Source organism: Fluoribacter dumoffii NY 23 (assembly GCF_000236165.1).
In the GTDB taxonomy this organism is placed as follows: domain Bacteria; phylum Pseudomonadota; class Gammaproteobacteria; order Legionellales; family Legionellaceae; genus Legionella; species Legionella dumoffii.
Window position 1 is genome coordinate 440253 of the sequence record NZ_CM001373.1, and the last position, 21163, is coordinate 461415.

Below are 21163 nucleotides of genomic sequence, written 5' to 3' on the forward strand. Positions count from 1 at the left end.
TAAAACGAAACGTGTTTTTGTCAATGGGTATGTCTCATTTTTTTGAAGGATCACAATGGATATTAGAGAACAAATAGGTAATCGTATTACCAAAGCTCGTAAAGAACTGGGTATTACGATTAAAGAATTAGCAGAAAGAACAATAGAACTATCTCCTGCAAGAATCAGTAATTGGGAGCAAGGAACACGAAGCCCTGGGCCATTGGAGGCTAAATTGCTTGCTAATCAGTTAAATGTGTCTGCTTCTTACTTGTTATGCTTAACGGATAATCCGCAAGGTGATTTGATTCAGAATCCTGAAAATAAGTTTCGGCATATCCCTATATTGAGTATGAAAGAAGCCCCCCATGCCAGAGAAATTTTAGGGCAACAAGAACCCTTTATTTTTGAAAAAACAATTTTGGTTGATTCACTGAATCCCTCGATTAAAAGCTCGACCTTATTTGCCACCTCAGTGGACGATAGCAGCATGCAACCGGAGCTTAATCCAGGAGATATGGTAGTTATTGATGGAGATTTACAACCTAATCCAGGCCACTATGTTTTAGTTTATTTAACTCAGAAAAAACAGACGGTATTACGCCGATATGGAGAAGCAGATGGTTGTCACTTTCAGTTATTAGCATGTAGTGACTTATGGGCAACAGTCAGTATCAAGGATGCTCAAGAGGCTCAGATAATAGGGGTCGTTGTAGAAATTAGAAAGTATCTGCGGTGATTTTTGGTAGAGCTTTCAAGAATAGAGAACTCATTTGATGTATTATAATTTAAAAGGAAAAACGGCCTTAATTACTGGCGCTTCTAGTGGTTTAGGTGAACGTATGGCTTTTGTATTAGCTGAGCATGGAGTCAAGGTGATTTTGATTGCCAGAAGGCAGGAAGCATTAGACGCTATTAAGAAGCAAATTCCCAATAGCTCATTTTATATTATGGATGTTGCAGACAAGAAGTCAGTACGCGCTACCTTCCAACAGATTGAAGAAGATCAACATCGAATTGATATTTGTATCAATAATGCAGGTATTGCCAAACTAACACCCCTATTTGAAACATCAGATCACGAAGATTTTGAGCGCATAGTAGAAACCAATCTGATAGGTACTTGGTATGTCACCCAATCTATTGCAGCACATATGAAAAAACACTCTATTGCAGGGTCAATTATTAATGTATCTAGCGTCAATGGGGCTAATAAACTCCGAGAAGAATTGACTGGTTATGCCGTTTCAAAAGCGGCAGTTATTCAAATGACCAAGGCACTAGTGGGAGAACTATCAAAGGTCAATATTCGTATCAATTGCATTGCTCCTGGACTATTTCATACTCCTTTGACCAATTACAAGTTAAATACTGTTGAGACAAAAGAAGAGATGGCTCAAATGATTCCATTACAGTTTGTAGGATCTCCTGCTGATCTTGATGGTACGATTCTTTATTTAGCCTCTAATGATGCTTCAAGATATGTTACAGGCAGCTGTCTAGTCATTGATGGCGGTGTCTCTTGGGGTGGTTCATGACGATTTTTTTTCGCAGCTTATCAGAGCAGGATTTTCCACTTCTTTTAAAGTGGTTAGAAACTCCTCATGTTAAAACCTGGTGGGATAGTGATGTGGTTTGGACAATGGACAAAATCACCCGAAAATACGGCAGCTATTTAAATCAATATAAGATAGAGAATGGAAAGAAAAAATCCATCTTTGCTTTTATTATCCTGCTGGATGAACAGCCTATAGGATACATTCAGTATTATGATGTCTGTGATTTTCTTAACCTACCTGCTGATAAGGCTTTTGATTTCCAAAAAAGTGCAGCTATTGATTTCTATCTTGGTGAAAAATCAATTTTGGGACAAGGGCTTGGCAGTGTGGCATTAAAGCAATTTGTGCAGAATATTGTTTTTCAGCAATTTGATACAGCGCTAGTCACACCAGATATTAAGAATCACAGTGCAATCGCCTGTTATCAAAAGGCAGGATTTATGCCTTGCTTAACAAAAGAAGAAGCCCATGAGCTATGGTTAATCGCAAAAAAGGAAGTATCTCATGTCCACTAATCAACTCAATGAACTTAAAAATACTATATCGTTAGTGCATGGTAATGTGGGAAAACAATGGTGGCAGAGATTACCTCAATTTCTTGAAAACCTTGCTCATATACAGGGGCTTACTTTATTGAGCCCGTTTGAGCATTTAAGTTTCAACTACGTGCTTCCAGTTTTAGGTTCAAAAGGTGAAGAATGGGTATTAAAAGTCAGCGTTCCCCATGATGAATTTTCGAGAGAAATTCACGCATTAAAGCATTTTAATGGTAGAGGTTCCGCTCGCTTAATTGCTGCAAATCCTGAAGAAGGTTGGATGCTTATTGAGCGCTTTTTGCCTGGAACACGATTAGTTGATGTTCTGGATGAAAAACAATCCATCCCCATTGCAGTCGGTGTCATGCAGCGCTTGTGGTCACCAGTTACAGAACCACAGCTCTTTATTCCGTTAGAAGAATGGCTCCGAAGTTTGAAGCAACTTAATACCCAAGCATCATTACAACAATTGGTCAGCAAGAAACTCAGGGATTTTGTGATCAGTCGTGCAAAAGAACTTTTATCAAATCCAGGTGAGCCAGTTCTGTTGCATGGTGATCTGCATCACTACAACATTTTACAGCACCAATCAGAATGGTTGGCTATCGATCCTAAAGGGATTATTGGCGAAAGGGAGTTTGAGATAGGTGCTTTTTTAAGAAATCCGTTCTGCGTAGTTGAAGATCCGCTTGAAACCAAAGAACTAGCACGCAACCTGGATTGGGTAATTGATTTGACCGCATTTAATCGGGAACGAGTCTTAAGCTGGTGTATTATTCAAGCCATTTTATGTGTTTGTTGGTATGTTGAGGATACTATGCTTGAAAAAGCGGGTCAGCTCACGGCTTATGCCGAAAGATTGTATACATTAATTTAATTTGGAAAACAGATGTTACCAGAAATAGAAACAGAACGGTTGATTTTAAGAGCTCCAAAGCTTGGAGATGAAAAGCCACTTAACCAAGCAATTAATCGCTCATTACCTGAACTACAGCGGTGGATGCCATGGGCAAACGATCCAAGTATGCAGCCAACTATTCGTTATGTTAAGGAGGGTATTACCAGCTGGGGATTGGATGTTCCTCGTGATTTTCCAATGGTGATTATTCATAAAGAATCACAACACATTATTGGAGCCAGTGGTTTTAATGATCGCTCTAAACCAGAAGTACCTCTATTTGAAATTGGTTATTGGTTAGAGACTGCGTTTACAGGTCAAGGACTTGCTACAGAAATGGTACACGCATTGACCCGTTTTGCATTTGAATCGTTCAAAGCGGCTCGTGTTCAAATTGTGACACAGGTAGGTAATGAGGCCAGTCGGCGAGTTGCTGAAAAATGTGGATTTATTTTAGAGGCGACACTTAAAAATTATTGTGTGGATTCTTTATCTGGAAAACCTTCGGATGATTGGATTTTTGTACGTTTCACAGAATAAATGATGATTTAACTCAAGTGACTTACGAGAGATAAGATGAAGTTAACCTATGAATCTGAGCCAAGACCAGAAGATATCGATTTTTTAAGTCAAGGTATTTCTGAGTACGCTTATTTAAAAAAAGGGCAGCAGCCTATAGAAGCCTTTGCTTTTTTTATGCGCGATACAGATGAGCTTATTATTGGTGGATGTAATGGCAGTATGTATTATGGCTGTCTCTACATTGATCAATTATGGGTGGATGAACGTTACAGGAAACAAGGAATAGGAAAGCAATTGATTGAAGCGAGTGAGTGTTTGGGAAAAGAAAAAAAATGTCGTTTTTCTACCATTAACACTATGGATGGGAGGCTTTAGGTTTTTATCAAAAACTAGGATATCAAGTTGAGTTTCAACGTGATGGGTATGAACATCATTCAACGTTATATTTTTTAATTAAGGAGTTTAATAATGCAGCTAAGTCCGATTGAATTATTAAACACTTGGATTGAAGAAGAAAAATCCATGGGTGCTCAATACGCACAACATGCCGTATTGTCATCACATGGATTAGATGGTGCACCTCATGGCCGCATCGTAGCCATCCGTGAAATAACAAACGACTGGGTTTTATTTTTTACCCAAAAAAGAACGAGAAAAGTACTTGAGATAAAGAATAATAATCAGGTAGCCCTTACCTTTTGGTTTGAGCGTTATGCACGAGAAGTCATTGTGGAAGGGGAAGCAAACCTTCTATCAGAAGAGCAAAATGCGCATTATTGGGATTCCTATCCCCAATGGGCTCAAATACGCTTTTGCAGTTATGCCCCAACATCAGGGGAGCCGATTGATAATAAGCAACTATTAGAAGATAAGAGGCGAAATTTGGAACAGTCCTCTAAAGATACTGTTTTACCTTGTTCGTCTGATTATTGCGGTATTGCAATTAAGCCTAAACGATTTGTTTTTTATAGCTACCGCTTGGATGAGTTATCTGATGTTTGGGAGTATTTAATTGATAATAATACAACCATACAAAGACGATTATCGCCTTGAAGAGAGGATTTTTAAATGTATAAAGAGGCTCATATACGTATTAGAGAAATTAAGGCTGAAGATTTAGAGGTTATTGTTAATCTGTTCAAAGAAACAGTTCATCACGTCAATGCTAAAGACTATACCTCAGAACAATTATTGGTTTGGGCTCCACATCACATACACCATAGCGATAATCGATGGAAAAGTTTGTTAGATAATATCGCCTATTTGGTGGAGATTGATGATGTGATTGTTGGATTTGCAGATATCACTATAGAAGGCTATCTGGATAGGTTATTTGTTCACAAGGATTATCAACGCCAAGGTATTGCCTCTCAGCTTGTTAAAAAACTGGAGTCACACCTGTTCTTGCAAGGAGTAAAGAAAATAACTACAGAAGCGAGTATTACGGCCAAACCTTTTTTTGAACGCATGGGATACCTTGTTGTTAAAGAACAAAATAAGCCACGCCCTGGTGGCGTTAAATTAACTAACTTTCTTATGGAAAAACGTTTAGATAGCCGACCGATAAAAATAGACTTACTTAAAAATCATCCTAATACCATTCCAGAATTGGCCGCAATTTGGCATCAGATATTAGGTAGTATATGGGTTCCTGATATTCCTGTTGAGCGTGTTGTAGCGCGTTTTCAAGAACACTTAAATGAAAACAAATTACCATTAACGTTTGTGGCATTTTGTGATGGTAAGCCTGTAGGGATGTGTAGTTTACGAGACAATGATGGTATTCGTCCTGATTTAGCACCATGGCTAGGTTCTCTTGTTGTTCATCCTGATTACCAGAGGGAAGGGATTGCGATCAAGCTTATCAATGCTATTAAGCTAAAAGCGAAACAGTTAGGTTTTAGCCATTTATATCTATTTGCTTTTGATCCTACCTTACCTAATTATTATTCAAAGCTAGGATGGAACAAAATCGGGATGGATAAATTTAAAGGTCATGATGTGAACGTCATGGACATTAATCTATGAGTAATGTGACGATTAAACCTAATTTTTTTATTTTAACAGGCGGCCCTGGTTCCGGAAAAACTTCTGTTTTAACTGCTTTGGCTCAAAAAGGATTTTTAACAGTACCAGAAGTTGGGCGAAAGATTATTAAAGAACAGCAACTCATAGCTGGGAATGCAATCCATATAGGGGATAGAGATGCATTTTTAGAGTTGATGTTGCGTTATTCTCTTGAAGATTATCAGCAGATGCAGCAAGAACGAACCAGCGTGTTTTTTGATAGAGGAATACCGGATTTGTACAGTTATGCAAAAGCCTTTTGTCATAAAGAGAATAACCAAGTGAATCATGCCGTGGAGCAGTACAGATATTGTCAAACAGTCTTTCTATTTCCGCCCTGGGAAGAAATTTACACCAATGATAGGGAACGACAACAGGACTTTAGGGAGGCCATGCAAACCTACATGGCTCTTAAAGAGGGCTATCAGCACTGTGGTTATACTTTAATCGAAGTGCCCCTTTTGCCCGTTGAGGGGCGGGTCAATTTTATCTTAAAAATACTAACTCAAATCGTATTGGCTGATTTAAAAAATGAGATCAACCAATGGTTAGGTGTTTATGAAAACACTCCAAGGATTAATTATGGTCCGTGTGGAGTTTTTGCTAAATTATTTTTTAATGCCTGGAATAAGCGTTTTACAGATAAGGTTCATATTGTATTTATCTTAATGAAGTCGCATGAAGAGTGTTGGCATATTGCACTGCGTTTACCTACTGGTGAACTCTATGATGGAGGTATTGGTATTCATCGAGACAGTGATTACGGAGAAAACTATTATATGGAAGAAATGATTGAGTACGATCATGCTTTGCTAGAAAAATGGTCTTATGGATTGGACCGAGTTTATCCACGATATTGCCCTAATTTTGATAAGGATAAATTGCAGTTTTTAATTCAGAGCCACTTGGATAGGATATGCACTCAGCGTTTATAATATATTAATATATTACCTCAATTAATAGAAATTATTGGAGTCATTTGATGAGCCAAAATGAATACACTAAATTGGATGATCCAGTAATCAAAGTACTTTATGATGAACTCTCAAACCAGTACAGCTGTCATACAATCATCCTGTACGGATCCCGAGCTATTGGGAAAGCTACTTCAACCAGTGATTATGATCTTGCTGGAATTTGTAAAGAAGGTGAGATGTCGCGTATATCAAGATTTGATCCTACGCACCAAGTGTTTATTGATCTATTTATTTATCCCGAATCAACATTTCATTCTATTCAAGAAGAGCATTTGATTATGCATGATGGTATTGTTCTTAAAGAAAAAGAACAATTTGGTACTTCTTTATTAAAACAAATCAACGCTATGGTTCTTATTCCACCTCAGTTAGCGGAGTATGAGCTTCAGGTGAGACAAGTTTGGTATGAAAAAATGTTGATGAGAGCAAAAATAAGCGATGTAGATGGCATGTACCGGCGTGTATGGATAGTACATACATTGATTGAAGACTACTTTCCATTTCGTCATTTACGTTATCTTGGACCTAAAAAATCATTAGAATACCTGAGAGAATACGATGGAAATGTATTAAAACTCTATGAGAGTGTGCTGAACAATATGAGCGATATTGAACAATTAGAACAACTGATTAAAGTAGTTTTAAAAACATCAAATGATGTTGTAGGAATAACACATGATTAAAATCGAAAAAATAACGAGTGAACTGGCCCAATCATTGTGCCGAATAATTACAAAGGATTTACCTGAATACTTTGGTTTACCAGAGGCAAATGAGCACTACGCAATAGGTGTGAAAACACGCACTAATTTTGCAGCGAAATCTGGGGATGACTATATCGGCCTTGTTTCAATTGATTTTCCTTATCCTAATAATGCCAATATTTATTGGATGGCTGTAAAACGTAATTTCCATCGTCAAGGCGTAGGAAAGCAATTAATTGATGCAACTTGTCATTTTGCTGAAACACAAGGGGCTAAAACAATAACCGTTGAAACACTAAGTCCTTCTGAGTCAGAAGAGAATTATCTTAAAACCTATTTATTCTATCAATCAGTAGGATTTAATCCTCTTTTAGATTTAAAACCTGCAGGATATGAATGGAATATGGTGTATATGGTGAAACCTCTTGAGGCTCAAGTAGTAAACCAACACTCAATTGTAATTAAGGCATTGGAATTATCTGATATCCCCGTTTTGGTAGATGCTTTTCAAAAAGCAAATTGGCAAAAACCTGAATCACTGTTTGAAGCATATCACCAAGAACAACAGCAGTCTGAGCGAGTGATATGGGTAGCTTATATTCAAGACCAGATTGCGGGTTATGTTACTTTAAAATGGACATCGCACTATGAACCTTTTGCTAATCAAGGAATTTCAGAAATTATGGACTTAAATGTATTGCCTTCTTTTCGCAAGCTTGGGATAGGGAGTGCTTTACTGACAGCTGCTGAAGAAAAAGCATTCAGCCAGCATGAGCAGGTAGGTATTGGTGTTGGGTTATATGGCGGTCCTGATGGAGGATATGGACAAGCTCAGCGACTTTATGTTAATCGAGGTTACATTCCCGATGGGCTAGGAATAACTTATGATTATAAGCCAACTGTGCCAGGTCAATCTTATCCTTTAGATGATGATTTAATTTTATGGTTTACCAAAAAGGCGTCCACTGATGCTAATAAAACCCGATCTTAAAGACGAAGAAATCGTTAAATGTTTACAGAATGCGTATGGGTTGCATGTGGAAAGAATTACTTTCCTTCCACTTGGTGCTGATTTTAATACGGCTGTTTACCGCGTTACAACAAACAATGCTGCAGATTATTTCTTAAAGTTAAGGCGCGGGAAGTTTAATGAAGCTTCGGTGTTAGTTCCAAAGTTTCTGTTCGATCTGGGCATCAAACAAGTGATTCCGCCTCTCACAAACAAGTCAGGGGAACTCTGGACAAGATTGGCGTCCTTCAATGTAATTCTATATCATTATGTGGATGGGAATAATGGTATTGATGTGAATTTATCAGATCAGCAGTGGATTGAGTTTGGTGCAACCATGAAAAAGTTTCATAGCGCCACTATTCCCAGCACAATAACAAAAGGTATACCACAGGAAACTTTTCCTTCTAAATGGCGACAAATAGTTAAGGCTTTCCTTAATCGTATTGAGCAGGAGGCTTTTGATGAGCCTATTGCAGCTAAAATGGCATTGTTCTTGAAATCCAAAAGAGAAGATATTCTTGAACTGCTGAGGCGCACTGAGCATCTTGCCTGCGAGCTACAGAACCAACCACTTGATTATGTCTTATGTCATGCAGACATTCATGGATGGAACTTGTTAACTAGTGAAGAGGGAGCTTTGTATATAGTGGACTGGGATACGCTATTGTTTGCCCCTAAGGAACGTGATTTGATGTTCATTGGAGCAGGCATAGGAGACACTGGCCGTACACCATTTGAAGAACAAGCATTGTTTTACCAGGGCTATGGTCCAGTGGCTATCAATCAGGATGCCATTGCCTACTATCGGTTTGTACGTATTATTGAGGACATAGGTGAATATTGTGAACACATCTTTTTGTCCGATGAGGATACAGAAGATAGGACGCAGTCATTTGAATATGTGCAATCCATTTTTTTGCTCAATGGCGCAATGGAGAGAGCATCCCAATCCTATGAAATAAGGAAGGATTAATGACAAGTAAAATCATTATCAATAAAGCATTAGCGCGCCATTTAATTGATAAGCAGTTTCCTGAGTGGAGCCATTTACCTATTGAACCGGTAAAAAACAGTGGCTGGGATAATAGAACATTTCATTTAGGTACTGAAATGCTTATTCGAATGCCAAGTGCTGCGGAGTATGAAGGTCAAGCTGAAAAAGAACAAATGTGGTTGCCTAAACTTGCACCGCACCTTCCTCTCTCCATACCTACACCAATTGCGTTGGGAAAGTCAGAGGATGCTTATCCATGGAAATGGTCTATTAATCTTTGGCTTCCAGGAAATCCTGCTGCAACTGCTGAAATTGATGATTTATTTCAATTTGCTGTTCAACTGGCAGAGTTCCTTAAAGCGTTACAGGGTGTTGATGCAGCAAATGGTCCAGTTGCTGGCCCTCAAAGCTTTTATCGCGGCGGTGATATTGCTGTTTATGATGCTGAAACACGACAAGCAATAGAACTATTAAAAAATGATATTGATGCCTTTTTAGCGACAGAAATATGGGAGATAGCTCTGTCTAGTAAGTGGCAAGCTGAGCCAGTATGGGTACATGGTGATATTAGTGTAGGAAATCTCCTGGTAAATAACGGTCAATTAAGCGCAGTTATTGATTTTGGGCAATTGGCTGTGGGTGATCCAGCTTGCGATCTTGCTATTGCTTGGATGTTTTTTGAGGGAAAAAGCCGTGAAGTATTTTTTAAAACCTTAAATCTTGATGAAGCTACAGTAGCTAGAGGACGTGCTTGGGCATTATGGAAAGCATTAATTTTGGTTTCAGGAATTGCGATTTCTAGTAATACAGACAAACAAGCATGGTTAAGGGTTATTAGTGAGGTTATGAAGGATCATCAAGAACAGAAACCCAAGACAAAGGACAGCTGAATTGAACAAGCATCATCCAAATATAGAGAGTATTAAATGGGCTTATAATACCCTTGTATCTCTTGGGTTTACTTTAAAAAGTAGCGTACCAGAAAAGGTACAAGATACCCCTTGGTCTTGTGTCACGCGCTTTATAACAGATCAAGGCATTATTTATCTGAAGCAAACACCAGAACAGCTTGCATTAGAGGCTCCTATTACTCAGGTTTTGTATACCCAGTTTAAAGCCCCTGTTCCAGAGGTTATTGCACATAATCCTCAACTCCATTGCTTTTTGATGCAGGATGTAGGTAGGCCTCTAAGAGAAATATTAAAAAAAGCATTTGATGGCAACTTGCTATGCCATGCTGTGGGGCTATTTTCATTACTTCAAATAGTAGTTGCAGAGCATGTTGATACTTTTCTGAAGATAGGAGTTCCTGATTGGCGATTGGATAAATTACCGAATTTATACATGCAATTACTTTCACAAAAAGAGATCTTGTTAGCTGATGGATTGTTAGAAGCAGATATTGATGAATTAGTGAAACTACTCCCAAAGGTTTCCAGTTTATGTGAACAATTATCTGACTATGCTATTCAGGAAACATTGGTTCAATGTGACTTCCATGACAACAACACCCTGATAGAAGAGCAATCACAAAACATTACATTTATTGATTTAGGCGAGATAGTTATTTCCCACCCATTCTTTTCGCTAGTGGGTTGGTTACGGCAGATGGCAACTCACCATGGTCTAACAGATAAAGATAAGGCGTATTTACAACTTATAGATGCTTATCTTGGAAATTATATCAACTTTGATTTCAAAGAACGCTTATTAGACGCACTTAAATTGGCGCAGGTGTTGTGGTGTATTTATGAGGCACTAGCACAATATAGGTTGAGGCTAGCTTGTGAGCCAACACGATTTAAGCTAGTTCAGAGGCATGGAAAGCTTAGTGGTAGGTTGAAAGAATTTATTAGTGCAGTGACTATTTTTAAGGATAATTAATGATGAGAAAAATCAGTGCCCCCATCCTTTTATTTATTTTAAGCGCTTTTCTAAATAGCGCTACATTAGCTACAACTATTAGTATAAATAACCGATTTATTTCCTATACTGAAACAGGACATGGCAGGCCTTTGGTATTAATTCATGCATTTCCCACGGATCAGCGTTTATGGGAACCACAGCATGAAGGACTTAAATCTCAGTTTCGAGTGATTAGTTTGGATTTGTGGGGATTTGGTGAATCTTCTGACGTTGATGGTACCGCGGTAACCATGTCTGAGTATGCGGAAGAGGTGAAACAGTTATTAGACCACTTGCAAATTAAGAAAGCAATTATTGGTGGTGAGTCAATGGGAGGTTATATTGCACTTGCTTTTCTAGAGCGTTATCCCAACAGTATAGAAGGATTAGTATTATCCAATACACAAGCAAACGCTGATAGCAATGAAGCAAAAGTCAATCGTGAAAAAACTGCTCTTGATGTATTGGAGAATGGTTCTGAGAAATTTGTAAATACCTTTATGGAAAAAGCAGTATCTACTAATGCATCTGAAGAGATTAAAGCATTTCTGTCTCATATTTTAAACAAGCAAAAGCCAAAAGCCATAGCTTCTGCATTGCGTGGGATGGCACTACGTTTTCAAACTCAAGATTTATTAGCAAGTACTCTATTACCTGTTCTAATTATCACCAGTGAACAGGATAAAGTTATTTCACCACAACAAAGTGAAGAGATGCTTAGGTTCGCTAAAAACAGTCAACTGGTTGTTTTAGCCAATGCTGGACATTTATCTAATTTGGAGCAGTCAGATCAATGGAATCAGGCAATAAGGAATGCATTTTTAGAAAAGGACTCATAACTGTTATCCAGTAACGGTGATGTTGGAGTCTCTATCAGTAACAAAACAAGATGTTGATATATTCTCTAAGAACATGCATAACCCTAAGGTTGATTATGATATAAAGTGATAAGCTCTTTACTCGAAGAGCACCCTAACAACTCCATTATTTTTGCTATAGTACCTTCAACGGTTCTATAAGAGACATCAGTTTCACGTGCAATTTCTTTAGCTGTTTTTCCTTCCGCCAACAATTTTAGGTATATGGCTTGTTGTTCAGTTAACTCGACTTTTGTATGGAATTCTTTATGGTATAGGATGAAATCTTTTATTTCCAAGGCCAACTTTAGATTTTTTATGAGCGGTATTTTATCATTTCCCATAATAGCCTGAACAATACAACGGGTATGATCTTCTAATTGGCCATCATCACCATGAATAATCAGTGTAGCTACTTCTTTATATAGATTATCGCGTTCGTCATGTAATTGGTCAAAAAAGTCTCTCAAACTGGGAATAGGTAATAAATTTGCTGTATTGCGTGCAGTACGATCGATTTGAACCTCGGTACTTACATCCAAAAAGACAGTCATTTCATCTTGTAATAATTGACGATTTTTTAAAGACAAAACAACAGAAGAATCGGTTGTCACAACAATGTGCTCTTGGGTGCAAAGGGACTTTAATATATCGAACTGACAATCATAAAAAGAATCACTTCCTTGTTTTCCGAGTATCTCAGATAAATGCCGTCCAATATGAGACTCTAACCCCAAATCCGCATCGACAAATTGCCATCCCAATGATTGAGCCACAGACTTTGCTAATAATCCTTTACCAGCACCATGATGACCAATAATAAAAACACGGTGAATATTGCTCATAACTAACTCCAGCATTAACGGAATATATTAATTATATGGCATTGTTTGAAAATAGCTCAATACGTAGAACTACGTAACTAATAGGAGTCTGGGGTTGGCTGATTGACAGTATTAAAGTTAGGTTCTAGAATTTTCCCTGCTTTAACAATCGTCTTGATATAATGCCAAAAATAATTGCCATTGCAGGAATGGGACTTTGTGGAAACGCTATTTTCTGTCGGTTAATTCATTTGTTTTCGACAATAAAATATCCTGGTAATGATATTACCCTATTAGTCTTTGAACAAAATCCACAATACCTTGCTACAGGCTTTGCTTATTCTATTGATAGCCCAGAATTCTGGACTTTAAATAATCCAGCTGATGGTTTCAAATTTACTTCTACTACAGATATCCTAACAGAATGGATAGATGCCAATCCAGACTTGCTCCAAGATCATTATCCGCATAGCGACAAACAATATATTCCTCGTGCGGTAGTGGGTCATTATTTATGCGCTCAATATGAAAAGCATAAAACACTGGCTAAATCACTAGGAATAACAGTCAAAGAAATTTTTTTGCCAATCTCTGATATTTGTCCGCTAAAAGAAGGGAATTATCAGATAGCATGCACGGATCAAAATTATATCGCTGATAGACTTTTTATAACAACTGGACATTTAACAAATCCTTTTTTTCATACTGTCGAGAATCAACCAGGTTTTCTCCGTTTTGAAAACACAACAGGAAATCCAGATGCATGGGATTTAGCAGATGATGTTTATATCATTGGTGGTCAGGCAGCATTTGTTGATGCCGCACTTTGGTTAACTATGAAAAAGCAGTACTCAGGAAAAATACACAGTGTCACCCGAAATCCTAATATATTAACAACCAAAGGCAATATAGATAGTTGTGACACTACGAAACAACAGGAATTATCAAATAGTCTACAAAAACGCTTTCCTGACAGTTTAACCTTTTCCGAAGCAAAAACATTATTTTGGAATGCTTATCAAAATGATGCTAAAAATCCTGTCGATCCTACCCATCCCCGTGGTGCTCTTGAGACTTTACGTTATCAAATGAATAAATTTGATCATCTGCCAGAAAATAATCCCATACCGGGTAATATTGATGAGCTACGAGCATTTATTAAAACTTTTTATTTTAGTGGTTGTTATACTCACATGTGGCAAAGTTTGAATGTTGAAGGCAAAGAACAATTTCTAAAATACTTCTATTCTCTTTTAATGGCTTATTTGACTGGCATCACACCAGTGAATGCTAGAATCATGCTCCATCTCTATGAGAAAAATAGAATTATTGAGCATCATGGTTTGGCTTCTGTAAGCTATGATGAAGTAAATCACAGGTTCCAATTATTATTTACATCAGGCGAAGTCTTGTATGCTGCAACTCTTATTGATGCAACTGGATATCGTTACAAACCAGATCCCAATAGTGTCAAGCCCATGTTATTAGACAAGCTGGCACAAACCGGATTAATAAGCACTAAGCCTTATGGTGGCATCCATTTAACGGATCATTATCAAGTGATCGATACACACGGAAAGGTACATGAAAATCTAGTTTGTATAGGGCCTGTAGCAAATTACAATCATCCTGTTCCTACGCCCCATTCTTCATTTATGGTTTATCGTGATGTAGATTTGGTCATGGATCAATTTGCTTCTACATTTCATGTGACTGAAAATAGGTCCATCAAGTCTACCCCTGAATGTTTTCAATAAAACGCTCTAGGTTTTCTATAATTGATAATAGATTCTCATTTAACTGGCTAACTTCTTTATCGGGTAAATTACCAGCAGACAAATTCTGCATCAAAATCCCTTGCTTTTCTAATTCACGACAAGCATGTTTCGCTTTTTCAGTAAGAAAAAAATGATAGCAGCGTTTGTCCTGTTCACTTCGAACACGTATGATAAGCTGGTCTCTTTCCATCTTATCAAGTATACCTGCTACGGTAGGTTGTTTCAGTCCCGCGCTTTTTGTGAGCTCCATTTGCGTTTGGCCGTCCCGTTCCCACAAGCGAACCAGAAAAATAGTCTGACTATAGGTCACACCAAGTTCTTCAAGGTTGAGATTTGAAACACGTTCAAATAAGCGAGCTGCTTTTTTAATCAAGACGCCAGTATGTTCATTCAAGTTAAATGTCATGGGTAATTCCTTTTTTCGCTATTATATAGGCAACTATATATATTGACAATATCGTATTCCCTTACTATCATGGCTGCACTTTTTGTGTTTATAAAGGGATTTAATGATGTTCAAAAAAAGCTACAGCCTATTCATTGCTCTATCGATTTTCAATGGCCTCACTTATTCCTCTTCTATCAACACTACGTTAGCTGTTGTTGAAGAAAATGCCGATCGTATCAGTTTCTATAATCCCGATACAGGTACAAGAAAAGGTAGTCTGAAACTTGCCTTCCTTCCTCATGAGATTGCTGTTACAAAAGATGGAAAGACGGCTTATGTCAGCAATTTTGGTATTAGAGACTACGACAGTGGCTCTGGTGTACCCGGTGTTTCCATTTCCGTTATCGATTTATTAAATCAAGTCGAGAAATATCGACTATTTACTTTTGAATCACTAGAAAACAACGACTATTCAGACATCGATAGCGCGCCTCATGGTGTTAAGTTAAGACCTCCTTTTGAAAAACAACTTTATGTTAATGTGGAAAAGGGTGGAAAGATTCTCGTCTTCGATGTTGATACCAAAACCATCGTCAAAAAAATTGCGGTTAGTCCTAATACACATAATCTGTTTTTTTCTAATGATGGAAAAACCTTGTGGTTAATGGCGGGTAAAGATGGCGTCATTCGAATCGATCCTGATTCAGGAGTAATTACTGGAAGCCTCACATTGCCCTCAGCTGTACGGGGTTTAAAATATACGCCAGATAATCGTTCCTTGATGGTATCGGCTGTCAATCAGATCGTCTTTATTGATCCCGATACCCTCGCCATTAAAAAACAATTAACTAATTTGAATCTAGGGCCGATTCTTTACTCAGATATTACGCCTAATCAAAACTATGTATTAGCACCCGCGCCCTTTGATCACCAAGTTGCAGTGATTGATGTTAATTCAGGCCAAGTGATAAAACGATTAGTCACCGGATTAAATCCAATTAACGTTTTAATTGATCCAGAGGGTCAATATGCGTATGTGTCTAATGCAACAGACAAGCATTTATCTAAAATAGATCTGCATAGTTTTGAACTCATCTCTATTCCAACCCATGCTGGACCAAATGGTTTAGCATTCGTCCCTGAGTTTACCCCAAGGACACAAAAAAAACTACGCATGGGGGTTGCTTTGCCATTGACAGGGAGTGATGGCCCTAAAGGGCGTGAAATGCTAAGAGGATATGAATATTGGAAAAGTACAGTTATCAAAAGCGGCGGACTTTTAATTGACAATCAAGTTTATGATCCCGATATTGTTTATCTAGACACTGAATCCCAGAAAGATAAACTCAAAAGCCTGACTCAGGAATTGCTCAATCAATATCAAATAAAAATATTGTTATCTACCTATGGTATTGATAATTACAATCTTGAAAAAGAGATAGCAGAAGCAAACCAAATTATCCTTACCCCAGCACCTGGTGAAGAAATACTTTGGAAACCTGATACTATTGCTCGGGGTTATGATTATTTTGTAACAACAAACCTTTATGAGAAAGGCTATGTTACACAGTACAATTTTAAACCAACCTCCTGGTCAGCAATGGCATCCGTCATCGGATTGAAATTCCAAAATGCTTCTCAAACAGCAAATACTTTAGATTATCAACAAATAACAATTGTATTAAATGAGGGAGATTTTCACCTATTTTATCCCTAAAACCTCATACAAATTGGATAGAACTGAATCCATATATTAAGGATTATTTATGAAACTAAAGATTGAACATGGCTATGTTGAAATATGTAAGCGGTTATCTCAACTGTCAACGTCCTTAATCTGTGATGCCTTACCTAGTGTGCGTCTCATGGATTCAGATATCCATTCTTTTAACACATCGCCACAAACAAGAATTGTAGGAAGAGCTTATACAGTTAACTCAGCTCAAGATTCTTTATCTACCATGCAGGCTTTGGATGACTTGCCTAATTTTATGCTTGCTCTTGGTTGTTCTGATGACCGAGTTCCCATTTTATTGGTTATCGCTTCTTGCGGCACCAAGCTTGCTGTAGCAGGTGGCATGTGTGCAGATGTGGCGAAAACGAAGGGTTTTGGTGGCATTATTACTGATGGAAATTGTCGAGATATTTCTGAAATCAGAACAACAAATATCCCTTTTTTTGCTAAGGGACAATGCGCCAAATCAGGAAGTAAAAATAAAATTGGCAGTATAAGAAAACCAATCAATTGTGGTTCGGTTGAAGTAAATCCTGGTGAGCTGATATTTGCTGATGAAGACGGCATTATTGTCATGAATAAAGAAGAAGCAGTTAATGCTATTAATAAAGCAGAAGAAATTAAGAAAAAAGAAGCGGCTGCCCTCACTCGAATTCATGAAGGTGCTCGTTTTGATGAAATTTGTAATCTAAAAGAACACATGGAAAAGCTAGAAAATAATGAGGCATCCAGTCTAAAACTAACTGTTTAAAACTAAGGAATTAAAATTATGTTTTTCCATCCCAAGATGCTTTTTATGTTATTTATTTTATTCGTGTGTACTGAAGTACTAGCACATAATGAAGATTATGTCTTTGATCCCAATGATCCACATCACAGTCTTTATATTCCTGATGCAACGATGAGATCTCCTGCTATTTTATTATTGCACGCGAGTACCGGTATCGAAAAAGTTAATTATGATTGGGCCACCCGATTAAAAGAGCATGGATACGTAGTCTATATGATAGACAGTTTTAAACCCAGAGGTTGGGAAGATCGTCGCTCAGTAGGCTGGGAAAGAGCAACACAAGCACAACTTGATGATATCGTTCCTGCCTATGAATATCTTAAGCAGCTTCCTTCTGTTGATCCTGACCGAATAGGACTTTTGGGATTCTCTATGGGAGGCTTTGATGTATTGAAAATCATGGCGTTATCACAACAAGATCCGAAACCTTACCAAAAGCTCTCTTTTAAAGCAGCGGTTTCTTTTTATGGCGTATGTCATCGACTTGAAGAAGGAACAAAACTAAGGGCAATCACCAAACTATTTATTGGGGAAAATGATGATCGTGCAACTACCCAAGATTGCGTTCAGTTAGTCGAGCAAAGTACTGGTAGCAATCAAAATGTTTCCATCCAAATTTATGCAAATGCAATGCATGGATTTGATAACTTTGAGTTTCCTGTCTCAAAAGAAGTCATTGACGAAAAAGGAGAACATTATCATATTGGTTTTAATGAAGCAGCAAGAGCACAAGCATTGAACGATTTACCCGAGTTTTTTGATGGCTATCTCAAGCTAAACCCTGAGAATAAATGAACCAATGGTGTTTTTATGATTATTAATAAATTAAAAATCTTTGCTATAAGTTTGCTTCTATCAATTATTAACAATAGCTATGCATTTATTGATGAGCAACAAAAAATGAATAAACAAATAGTTACTGAGTTTTATAATAAAGCAATTAATCAAAAAAATTTTGAAGCAGCATCAAAGTACCTGGGAACAAATTATAAACAACATAATCCTGCTGCCGCTGATGGACCTGAAGGTTTAAAAGCGTTTATTCAATATTTAATTGAATATTATCCTAATTCTCATAGTGAAATTAAAAAAATTTTTACTGATGGGGACTATGTTATTCTTCATGTACATTCTATTCGTGAACCTGGCACTCGGGGTAGAGCTATTTTTGATTTATTCAAATTAGAAAACGGGAAAATCATAGAACATTGGGACGCGATACAAGATATTCCGGTAAAATCAGCTAATTCAAATAGTATGTTTTAATATCATAATAATGAGCCACATCAATTATTAAAAAATAAGATATGCTTGCTCAATAGAATAAAAAATTTATTATTTCATGTTAAGATGTGTAGCTTTATAAGTAGATTTACCACATAGAGATCATTATGAATCCAAGTGCTATTCAATTAACTCAAAATCATGGAGGGCCGCTCCATTATCTCGGAAATAGGTACCTTACTCTGCCTGATTTGACAGGGCATATGTCCCCTGATACTAGCTGGTTGAATGAACATTTCTCTGTATTATTGGCAAATAATAAGGGCCAAAAATACAAGAAAGCCATTGAGCCTTTTGCAGGTTCTGCTTCCTGGAGCATGGCTGCAATGGAAGTTGGCCTTGCAGAAAAATATATTATCAACGACAGCAATAAAATTCTGATTCATACACTGCAATTAATTAGAGACAATCCTGCTCTTATCAAAGCTTCTTATGCTGCTTTAATAGAAAAATATAATGTTTCCATATCAAAGAAAGATTTTTTTCTTGAGGTGATTGAGAATTACAATCAAACAACTGAGCATGAAGAAAAATCTTTGATACTTCCTTTTATCATCAATCATTCATGGGGCGGAATCCTTTTTTATGATAAGGAATTGAATATTATCTATCGCGAAGGTGAATTATTTGAAGGAAAAAACGCCAATCGATTTCTTGAACATGCGAATTTGTCGTTGGAAATGTTCTTGAGTGAAATTGATCGAGTATCTAATCTACTTAATGCGAATCAGGTTTCATTCAGAAGTGGCGATTTTATGGAGGTAATTTCTAGTGCGGCACCTGGTGATTTTGTGGCGCTGAATCCTCCTTATCCAGAGAATGAACACTCAACGTTTAAAAAAGCTGGGATGTATATTGAACTTTATTCGCCTGAAAAACTGCATCAAAATTTGGTTCACATCATTCAACATTTTGAAAGCCAAGGTATTCATTATTACATGACTTATGGATTTTATAATCCCAAATTCAAAAACTATGTCTTAACTAATGAAAACCAACAACCAATTAATTACTTTCGTGTTCTAGGCTATGAGCATTGTGCTTTTGGAATAGGCCTTGATCAAATGTATTTTACTTCTCAATTTTCGATTCCCAAAGGGATAAACATATTCAAAGCAGAAGAGGTTTTGGGAACCCAGGATATAACACCTGAAGAAGCGCTTGAACAATTTAAGCTGCTTTCCAAAAAATGTTTTGCTGTTATTTACCGAGCATTTATTAAACCTGGGCTTGAGATAGAGTACCAAAAGGCTTGGCATCAGGTCGCTTCCTATTTTGTGACATATCGCGGTGCGTTAGGTTCTTGTCTGCATAAAACTAACGATGGTATGTGGCTTGCTTATTCTCGTTGGCCTGATAAAGCGACTCGAGATGCTTCTTGGCCAGGCGACAATGCACCATCTGAGATGTTACCCAATGAAATTAGAAAAGCGGTTATAACCATTCAAGAGAGTATTGATCAAACGCAAAAACTACCCGAAATTACTATGGAAGTTGTCAATGATTTATTGTATTCAAACTAATTTAAAAGATATAACTCATGAATCAATCGCAAATGAATTACCAACTAGAGCTTGTTATAGACCCCAAGGTACTAGAACAGCAAGATAAAATTATTCGTGATGGGATAGTAAATTTTAATGCTCCTTTTACGGGAACCAAACCAGAGCGTTACTCAATCTATGTGAAAGATAACGAAGGTACTATTATTGGCGGAGCTATTGTGTATGCTCATAAAAGTTCAATATACGTTGACGTCCTCTGGGTTAATGACGAATACCGTGGTCTTGGTATCGGTGCTGAGCTATTACGCAACGTTGAAGCCGAAGCAATTAAACGAGGAATTCCAGCATCAACATTAGATACTTTTTCTTTTCAGGCAGAAGGATTTTATTTAAAACAAGGCTATCAGCATTTAGGAACAATTAACAATTATTTAGAAGGGCATGATCGGATCTATTTGAGGAAACAATTGTAGAAAGAGCGAAGGCATATCCTCCATAAGAGAATTATGCCTTGAAATATAACAGAACAAACGAAGCATCTATTCTGCAAAGTTGAATTTTTATTGGCACTGATCGTAAAAATTCATAAATGAATTAGAAAGGAAAAGGAGGTAGCTGATTCCTATCTCTAAGCCAGAATGGATGATGCCATTCTTCATAGATGGAAATGGGCATATTGCTTTGCTTAAATTCATCAAAAGATAAGTCGCAAAGAAACCATTTAAGGAATTCCGCGCAAGTTTCTGGACTTATTAATTGACCGGACTGATAAGCCTCATCAAACATTTTATGTAAATGAAATGAAGTCGTTTCTCTTAAAATTTTTTGAATTCTTGTATCCACTTCCCC

General features: G+C 37.3%; 24 protein-coding genes and 3 pseudogenes. 24 read left to right on the plus strand and 3 right to left on the minus strand.

Features of this window, described 5'->3' with window-relative positions:
- The first annotated feature begins 55 nt into the window (after positions 1 to 55).
- From KYQ_RS01925 to KYQ_RS01995, 17 genes and pseudogenes are all read left to right on the plus strand, one after another.
- The gene (locus tag KYQ_RS01925; protein WP_019349549.1) at positions 56 to 718 is read left to right on the plus strand and encodes a LexA family transcriptional regulator; all 663 of its coding nucleotides are present in this window, start codon (positions 56 to 58) and stop codon (positions 716 to 718) included.
- 37 nt (positions 719 to 755) lie between these two features.
- Entirely contained in the window at positions 756 to 1517 is a 762-nt protein-coding gene (locus tag KYQ_RS01930; RefSeq protein WP_019349550.1) for an SDR family NAD(P)-dependent oxidoreductase, read from the plus strand.
- On the plus strand, positions 1514 to 2053 hold the full coding sequence (locus KYQ_RS01935) for a GNAT family N-acetyltransferase (protein WP_019349551.1): 540 nt from the start codon (positions 1514 to 1516) through the stop codon (positions 2051 to 2053). The genes KYQ_RS01930 and KYQ_RS01935 overlap by 4 nt, the downstream gene beginning before the upstream one ends.
- On the plus strand, positions 2043 to 2951 hold the full coding sequence (locus tag KYQ_RS01940) for an aminoglycoside phosphotransferase family protein (protein WP_019349552.1): 909 nt from the start codon (positions 2043 to 2045) through the stop codon (positions 2949 to 2951). The genes KYQ_RS01935 and KYQ_RS01940 overlap by 11 nt, the downstream gene beginning before the upstream one ends.
- 12 nt (positions 2952 to 2963) lie before the next feature.
- Positions 2964 to 3512, plus strand: a complete 549-nt coding sequence (locus KYQ_RS18150) for a GNAT family N-acetyltransferase (protein WP_019349553.1) — start codon at positions 2964 to 2966, stop codon at positions 3510 to 3512.
- A gap of 36 nt (positions 3513 to 3548) precedes the next feature.
- Positions 3549 to 3869, plus strand: coding sequence for a GNAT family N-acetyltransferase (locus KYQ_RS18155; protein ID WP_019349554.1), 321 nt, complete (start codon positions 3549 to 3551; stop codon positions 3867 to 3869).
- 93 nt (positions 3870 to 3962) lie between these two features.
- On the plus strand, positions 3963 to 4547 hold the full coding sequence (locus KYQ_RS18160; protein WP_019349555.1) for a pyridoxamine 5'-phosphate oxidase family protein: 585 nt from the start codon (positions 3963 to 3965) through the stop codon (positions 4545 to 4547).
- Positions 4548 to 4562: 15 nt separating this feature from the next.
- Positions 4563 to 4976 (plus strand): annotated as a pseudogene (locus tag KYQ_RS19415) (GNAT family N-acetyltransferase); the annotation flags it as partial.
- Between the two features lie 54 nt (positions 4977 to 5030).
- The gene (locus KYQ_RS19420; protein ID WP_050799694.1) at positions 5031 to 5522 is read left to right on the plus strand and encodes a GNAT family N-acetyltransferase; all 492 of its coding nucleotides are present in this window, start codon (positions 5031 to 5033) and stop codon (positions 5520 to 5522) included.
- Entirely contained in the window at positions 5519 to 6496 is a 978-nt protein-coding gene (locus tag KYQ_RS01965) for an AAA family ATPase (RefSeq protein WP_019349557.1), read from the plus strand. Before KYQ_RS19420 ends, KYQ_RS01965 begins: the two co-directional genes overlap by 4 nt.
- Before the next feature lie 47 nt (positions 6497 to 6543).
- Positions 6544 to 7221: a nucleotidyltransferase domain-containing protein gene (locus KYQ_RS01970; RefSeq protein ID WP_019349558.1), complete on the plus strand. Its 678-nt coding sequence runs from the start codon at positions 6544 to 6546 to the stop codon at positions 7219 to 7221.
- Positions 7214 to 7594, plus strand: a pseudogene (locus KYQ_RS19685) (GNAT family N-acetyltransferase); the annotation flags it as partial. The gene KYQ_RS01970 and the pseudogene KYQ_RS19685, both read left to right, overlap by 8 nt.
- 60 nt (positions 7595 to 7654) lie before the next feature.
- Positions 7655 to 8233, plus strand: coding sequence for a GNAT family N-acetyltransferase (locus KYQ_RS19690; protein ID WP_409365727.1), 579 nt, complete (start codon positions 7655 to 7657; stop codon positions 8231 to 8233).
- Positions 8211 to 9227, plus strand: coding sequence for an aminoglycoside phosphotransferase family protein (locus KYQ_RS01980; protein ID WP_019349560.1), 1017 nt, complete (start codon positions 8211 to 8213; stop codon positions 9225 to 9227). Before KYQ_RS19690 ends, KYQ_RS01980 begins: the two co-directional genes overlap by 23 nt.
- On the plus strand, positions 9227 to 10138 hold the full coding sequence (locus tag KYQ_RS01985) for an aminoglycoside phosphotransferase family protein (RefSeq protein WP_019349561.1): 912 nt from the start codon (positions 9227 to 9229) through the stop codon (positions 10136 to 10138). The genes KYQ_RS01980 and KYQ_RS01985 overlap by 1 nt, the downstream gene beginning before the upstream one ends.
- 1 nt (position 10139) lies before the next feature.
- Positions 10140 to 11132, plus strand: a complete 993-nt coding sequence (locus KYQ_RS01990; RefSeq protein ID WP_019349562.1) for an aminoglycoside phosphotransferase family protein — start codon at positions 10140 to 10142, stop codon at positions 11130 to 11132.
- Positions 11132 to 11992 (plus strand): alpha/beta fold hydrolase, encoded by an 861-nt coding sequence (locus KYQ_RS01995; RefSeq protein WP_019349563.1) that lies wholly within the window; start codon positions 11132 to 11134, stop codon positions 11990 to 11992. Before KYQ_RS01990 ends, KYQ_RS01995 begins: the two co-directional genes overlap by 1 nt.
- A gap of 83 nt (positions 11993 to 12075) precedes the next feature.
- Here the strand turns inward: KYQ_RS01995 and KYQ_RS02000 are convergent, their stop codons facing one another.
- Positions 12076 to 12855, minus strand: a complete 780-nt coding sequence (locus KYQ_RS02000; RefSeq protein ID WP_019349564.1) for a shikimate kinase — start codon at positions 12853 to 12855, stop codon at positions 12076 to 12078.
- Positions 12856 to 13016: 161 nt separating this feature from the next.
- Between KYQ_RS02000 and KYQ_RS02005 the strand changes: the two genes are divergently transcribed.
- Positions 13017 to 14591: an FAD/NAD(P)-binding protein gene (locus KYQ_RS02005; RefSeq protein ID WP_019349565.1), complete on the plus strand. Its 1575-nt coding sequence runs from the start codon at positions 13017 to 13019 to the stop codon at positions 14589 to 14591.
- On the opposite strand, the gene KYQ_RS18165 is transcribed toward KYQ_RS02005, so the two are convergent.
- Positions 14569 to 15018 carry a MarR family winged helix-turn-helix transcriptional regulator gene (locus tag KYQ_RS18165; RefSeq protein WP_019349566.1) on the minus strand — a complete coding sequence of 150 codons (450 nt, stop codon included), beginning with the start codon at positions 15016 to 15018 and terminating at the stop codon, positions 14569 to 14571. The genes KYQ_RS02005 and KYQ_RS18165 overlap by 23 nt on opposite strands.
- Positions 15019 to 15121: 103 nt before the next feature.
- Between KYQ_RS18165 and KYQ_RS02015 the strand changes: the two genes are divergently transcribed.
- The 6 genes from KYQ_RS02015 (at position 15122) to KYQ_RS02040 (ending at position 20787) form a co-directional block, all read left to right on the plus strand.
- A complete protein-coding gene (locus tag KYQ_RS02015) occupies positions 15122 to 16717 on the plus strand; it encodes a hypothetical protein (RefSeq protein WP_147285893.1) in 1596 nt (531 codons plus the stop codon).
- A 49-nt stretch (positions 16718 to 16766) separates the two neighbouring features.
- Positions 16767 to 17486, plus strand: a complete 720-nt coding sequence (locus KYQ_RS18635) for an RraA family protein (protein ID WP_019349568.1) — start codon at positions 16767 to 16769, stop codon at positions 17484 to 17486.
- A gap of 18 nt (positions 17487 to 17504) precedes the next feature.
- Positions 17505 to 18320: a dienelactone hydrolase family protein gene (locus KYQ_RS02025; RefSeq protein WP_019349569.1), complete on the plus strand. Its 816-nt coding sequence runs from the start codon at positions 17505 to 17507 to the stop codon at positions 18318 to 18320.
- Positions 18321 to 18335: 15 nt separating this feature from the next.
- Entirely contained in the window at positions 18336 to 18791 is a 456-nt protein-coding gene (locus tag KYQ_RS02030) for a nuclear transport factor 2 family protein (protein WP_019349570.1), read from the plus strand.
- A gap of 125 nt (positions 18792 to 18916) precedes the next feature.
- Positions 18917 to 20332: a DNA adenine methylase gene (locus tag KYQ_RS18800; RefSeq protein ID WP_019349571.1), complete on the plus strand. Its 1416-nt coding sequence runs from the start codon at positions 18917 to 18919 to the stop codon at positions 20330 to 20332.
- A 17-nt stretch (positions 20333 to 20349) separates the two neighbouring features.
- On the plus strand, positions 20350 to 20787 hold the full coding sequence (locus KYQ_RS02040; RefSeq protein ID WP_019349572.1) for a GNAT family N-acetyltransferase: 438 nt from the start codon (positions 20350 to 20352) through the stop codon (positions 20785 to 20787).
- Positions 20788 to 20908: 121 nt separating this feature from the next.
- On the opposite strand, the pseudogene KYQ_RS19425 reads toward KYQ_RS02040, so the two are convergent.
- Positions 20909 to 21163: pseudogene (locus KYQ_RS19425) on the minus strand (SDR family oxidoreductase); the annotation flags it as partial.

What these genes read in the sequence shown, in the direction of transcription:
- KYQ_RS02030 (WP_019349570.1), top strand. Translation starts at nt 18,336, where the DNA reads ATGATTATTAATAAATTAAAAATCTTTGCTATAAGTTTGCTTCTATCA.
- KYQ_RS02015 (WP_147285893.1), top strand. Translation starts at nt 15,122, where the DNA reads ATGATGTTCAAAAAAAGCTACAGCCTATTCATTGCTCTATCGATTTTC.
- KYQ_RS02040 (WP_019349572.1), top strand. Translation starts at nt 20,350, where the DNA reads ATGAATCAATCGCAAATGAATTACCAACTAGAGCTTGTTATAGACCCC.
- KYQ_RS02005 (WP_019349565.1), top strand. Translation starts at nt 13,017, where the DNA reads ATGCCAAAAATAATTGCCATTGCAGGAATGGGACTTTGTGGAAACGCT.
- KYQ_RS01940 (WP_019349552.1), top strand. Translation starts at nt 2,043, where the DNA reads ATGTCCACTAATCAACTCAATGAACTTAAAAATACTATATCGTTAGTG.
- KYQ_RS01980 (WP_019349560.1), top strand. Translation starts at nt 8,211, where the DNA reads ATGCTAATAAAACCCGATCTTAAAGACGAAGAAATCGTTAAATGTTTA.
- KYQ_RS18165 (WP_019349566.1), bottom strand. Translation starts at nt 15,018, where the DNA reads ATGACATTTAACTTGAATGAACATACTGGCGTCTTGATTAAAAAAGCA.
- KYQ_RS19690 (WP_409365727.1), top strand. Translation starts at nt 7,655, where the DNA reads ATGGTGAAACCTCTTGAGGCTCAAGTAGTAAACCAACACTCAATTGTA.
- KYQ_RS01930 (WP_019349550.1), top strand. Translation starts at nt 756, where the DNA reads ATGTATTATAATTTAAAAGGAAAAACGGCCTTAATTACTGGCGCTTCT.
- KYQ_RS01995 (WP_019349563.1), top strand. Translation starts at nt 11,132, where the DNA reads ATGATGAGAAAAATCAGTGCCCCCATCCTTTTATTTATTTTAAGCGCT.
- KYQ_RS01925 (WP_019349549.1), top strand. Translation starts at nt 56, where the DNA reads ATGGATATTAGAGAACAAATAGGTAATCGTATTACCAAAGCTCGTAAA.
- KYQ_RS18160 (WP_019349555.1), top strand. Translation starts at nt 3,963, where the DNA reads ATGCAGCTAAGTCCGATTGAATTATTAAACACTTGGATTGAAGAAGAA.
- KYQ_RS01965 (WP_019349557.1), top strand. Translation starts at nt 5,519, where the DNA reads ATGAGTAATGTGACGATTAAACCTAATTTTTTTATTTTAACAGGCGGC.
- KYQ_RS18155 (WP_019349554.1), top strand. Translation starts at nt 3,549, where the DNA reads ATGAAGTTAACCTATGAATCTGAGCCAAGACCAGAAGATATCGATTTT.
- KYQ_RS19420 (WP_050799694.1), top strand. Translation starts at nt 5,031, where the DNA reads ATGGAAAAACGTTTAGATAGCCGACCGATAAAAATAGACTTACTTAAA.
- KYQ_RS01985 (WP_019349561.1), top strand. Translation starts at nt 9,227, where the DNA reads ATGACAAGTAAAATCATTATCAATAAAGCATTAGCGCGCCATTTAATT.
- KYQ_RS01935 (WP_019349551.1), top strand. Translation starts at nt 1,514, where the DNA reads ATGACGATTTTTTTTCGCAGCTTATCAGAGCAGGATTTTCCACTTCTT.
- KYQ_RS02000 (WP_019349564.1), bottom strand. Translation starts at nt 12,855, where the DNA reads ATGAGCAATATTCACCGTGTTTTTATTATTGGTCATCATGGTGCTGGT.
- KYQ_RS18150 (WP_019349553.1), top strand. Translation starts at nt 2,964, where the DNA reads ATGTTACCAGAAATAGAAACAGAACGGTTGATTTTAAGAGCTCCAAAG.
- KYQ_RS02025 (WP_019349569.1), top strand. Translation starts at nt 17,505, where the DNA reads ATGTTTTTCCATCCCAAGATGCTTTTTATGTTATTTATTTTATTCGTG.
- KYQ_RS18800 (WP_019349571.1), top strand. Translation starts at nt 18,917, where the DNA reads ATGAATCCAAGTGCTATTCAATTAACTCAAAATCATGGAGGGCCGCTC.
- KYQ_RS01970 (WP_019349558.1), top strand. Translation starts at nt 6,544, where the DNA reads ATGAGCCAAAATGAATACACTAAATTGGATGATCCAGTAATCAAAGTA.
- KYQ_RS18635 (WP_019349568.1), top strand. Translation starts at nt 16,767, where the DNA reads ATGAAACTAAAGATTGAACATGGCTATGTTGAAATATGTAAGCGGTTA.